Source organism: Cellulomonas massiliensis JC225 (genome assembly GCF_000312005.1).
Classification (GTDB): Bacteria; Actinomycetota; Actinomycetes; order Actinomycetales; family Cellulomonadaceae; genus Cellulomonas; species Cellulomonas massiliensis.
Genome location: NZ_HE978588.1, coordinates 1,750,984 through 1,753,922, shown reverse-complemented (window position 1 = coordinate 1,753,922; position 2,939 = coordinate 1,750,984). Strand labels below are relative to the sequence as shown.

The following is a 2,939-nucleotide window of genomic DNA, read 5'->3' as shown; positions in this document are numbered from 1 at the left end:
CGGGCGGCCCACAGCCGCTGCGCGGCGCGCGCCGTGCGGGCCGCGCGCGCGACGTCCTGGGGCGTCGACTGCGGCAGCGCCGCGACCGGGCCGCCGGTGAACGGCGCATGAGGGGTGTGCGTCGCCGCACCGGGCGAGACGACCGCGTGCGCGAGCAGCGGTCGGACGTCGTCGGGCTCGAGCACGTAGGTCGCCAGCGGGTCCGACTCGGGGTCGTGGAGGTCGGTCGGGCGGGGGTCGTGTCCACCGTCGTGCGCCATGGCGTCAATGTACGCGCGGCGCCTGTCACCGACGGCAGGTCCGGGCCGCCGCGCCGGACGGCGCGGGCGCCGGCCGACTCCCACACCGGCCGGTCCCCCGCGCCCCCGGGCCGCCGCTGCCGGAGGGCGACGGCGGGACGCGGTCCGCCCGGGCGGGGAGGGGGATCGGTGCCCGGGCGGACCGCGGGCCTACAGCGCGAGCGTCTCGACGACCTCCGGGTCGACCAGCGCCCGCACGGCTGCGCGTGCCTCGTCCGCCGACGACGCGGCGAGCGCGGCGCGGGCCGCCTCCTCGCACTGCGCGAGCGTGTGGCGGCGCAGCACGTGCCGCACCGCCGGGACCGCACCGAGGCTCATGGACAGGCTCGTGACGCCGAGCCCGGTGAGCACCACCGCCATGAGCGGGTCCGCCGCGGACTCGCCGCACACGCCGACCGGTCGGTCCACGCCCCGGCCCGCGCGGGCCGTGGCCGCGACGAGCTCGAGGACCGCGGGCTGGAACGGGTCGAGGAGGTCGACGAGCGTGCCGCGCAGGCGGTCGGTGGCCATCGTGTACTGCGCGAGGTCGTTGGTGCCGATCGACACGAAGTCGACGTGGGCGAGCACGTCCTGCGCCCGCAGGGCCGCGGCGGGCACCTCGACCATGACGCCGACGCGGCACTCGTCGCCGAGCCCGGCCTCACGGGCGAGCGCCGCGAAGTCCGCCGCCTCCTGCGCGGTGGCGATCATCGGCGCCATGACCCACGGGGCGATCCCGGTGTCCTTCGCGGCCCGCGCGAGCGCCGCCAGCTGCGTGCGCAGCAGCTCCGGGACGCGCCGCACGAGGCGGTACCCGCGCACGCCGAGCGCCGGGTTCTCCTCGTCCGGCTGGGTCGCGAACGCCATCGGCTTGTCCGCGCCGGCGTCGAGCGTCCGGACGACGACCTTGCGCCCGCCGAACGACCGCAGGACCTCGGCGTAGACCTCGGCCTGCTCGTCCTCCGTGGGCGCGCTCGCGCGCTCGAGGAACAGCACCTCCGTGCGGAACAGGCCGACCCCCTCGACGGCGCCGGCGGCCGCGCGCTCGGCGTCCGCGACGGTGCCGATGTTCGCCAGCAGGGTGACGGCGTGCCCGTCCGCGGTGGCGCCCGGCGCGGTGTCGGTGGTGAGGACGGCGGCGGCCTCGGCGCGCGCCTGCGCCCGGGCACGCAGCTCGGGCCCGGGGTGCGTCACGACGGTCCCGGCGGCCGCGTCGACCGCGACCTCCTCGCCGTCCTCCAGCCGCATGGCGCCGGTCGCCCGGACGACGCACGGGATGCCGAGCTGGCCCGCGATGATCGCAGTGTGGCCGGTCGGTCCGCCGTGTCCGATGACGATGGCGAGGACCTTGCTCACGTCGAGCGCGGCGGTGTCGGCCGGCGACAGGTCGGACGCCACCACGACGCTCGGCCGCTGCAGCGGCGGGACGCCGGGCTCCGGGAGGTCGAGCAGCACCGAGACGACGCGGTCGCGCACGCTGCGCAGGTCGGTGACGCGCTCCGCGAGCACCCCGCCCGCCGCGGTGAACATCTCGACGAACTGCCCGACCGCGCGGTCGACGGCGTGGGCGGGCGTCTCCCCCGCGGCGACGCGCTTCGTCGCCTCGTCGAGGAGCGAGGGGTCGGACGCCATCATCGCGGTCGCGGCCAGCACGTCCGCGAGCGCGCCGGTGGCGGTGTCGGCGCGTGCCTGCAGGCCCTGGGCGACCTGGCGGAACGCCGCCTCGAGCCGCTCGGGGTCCCCGCCGCCGCCGGCGGGGATCACGGGCGACGGGTAGGCCTTCGCGACCGGGCCGACGACCATGCCCCGTCCGACGCCGACGCCCTGCAGCGTCACCGGCTCGTCGGGCTCGCTCGGGTCGCTCACTGCGCGTCCAGGTCCGTCTGCAGCAGCGTGACGAGCGAGTCGAGCACCTGGTCCGCCTGCGGCCCGTCGGCGGAGAGCACGACCTGGTCGCCCTTCTTGGCCGAGAGCGTCATCACCATGAGGACGCTGCTCGCGTCGACGGGGTTGCCGCCCGGCTTGGCGATCTTCACGGGGATGCCGGCCTGGCCGGCGGCCTGGGCGAACAGCGAGGCCGGGCGGGCGTGCAGACCCTGGGCGGACGCGACGGCAGCGGTGCGTTCGGTCATCGGAGAACTCCTTCGTCTCGGTTCAGAGGGTGCGCCCGGACGCGGCCGCGGGCAAGAGGTCGGCAGGGAGCCGGGCGGGATCGGGGTCGGCCACCGTCACGACGGCGTCGAGGTCGAGGTCGTCGGGCCCGGGGGCGGCGCTGCCGGGCAGGGCGACGGCCGCGCGGCCCCAGGCGACGGACGCCCGCAGCCGGGTGGGCTCGTCGCCGTCGGTGGCCAGGTAGCCGGCGAGCGTGCAGTCGCCCGCGCCGACGGTGCTGCGGGGGACGACGGGCGCGCCGCCCGCCCACCACGACCGCTCGGCCGTGACGAGCAGGGCGCCGTCGGCGCCGAGGGAGACCAGGGCGCGCTCGTGACCGTGCGCGAGCACCTCCCGGGCCCCGGCGACGATCTCCCCCACGGAGGCGAGCGGTCGCCCGAGCACGTCGGCGAGCTCCTCCTGGTTGGGCTTGAGCAGGGCGCAGCCGCCCGCCGCGACGACGGCCGCCAGGGGCGCGCCCGAGGCGTCGACCGCGACGCCCACCCCCCG

Annotated in this window: 3 protein-coding genes and 1 pseudogene; all 4 read right to left on the bottom strand. The window is 77.9% G+C overall.

The window, feature by feature from the left end; genetic code table 11:
- Positions 1 to 260 (bottom strand): annotated as a pseudogene (gene gabD2, locus HGCM_RS19795) (succinic semialdehyde dehydrogenase); the annotation flags it as partial.
- Between the two features lie 189 nt (positions 261 to 449).
- Positions 450 to 2,144 carry a phosphoenolpyruvate--protein phosphotransferase gene (gene ptsP, locus HGCM_RS08395; RefSeq protein ID WP_019136405.1) on the bottom strand — a complete coding sequence of 565 codons (1,695 nt, stop codon included), beginning with the start codon at positions 2,142 to 2,144 and terminating at the stop codon, positions 450 to 452.
- Positions 2,141 to 2,410, bottom strand: coding sequence for an HPr family phosphocarrier protein (locus HGCM_RS08390; RefSeq protein ID WP_019136404.1), 270 nt, complete (start codon positions 2,408 to 2,410; stop codon positions 2,141 to 2,143). The genes ptsP and HGCM_RS08390 overlap by 4 nt, the downstream gene beginning before the upstream one ends.
- Before the next feature lie 22 nt (positions 2,411 to 2,432).
- Positions 2,433 to 2,939: PfkB family carbohydrate kinase (locus tag HGCM_RS08385; RefSeq protein WP_019136403.1), on the bottom strand; the 507-nt coding region annotated here is incomplete at its 5' end.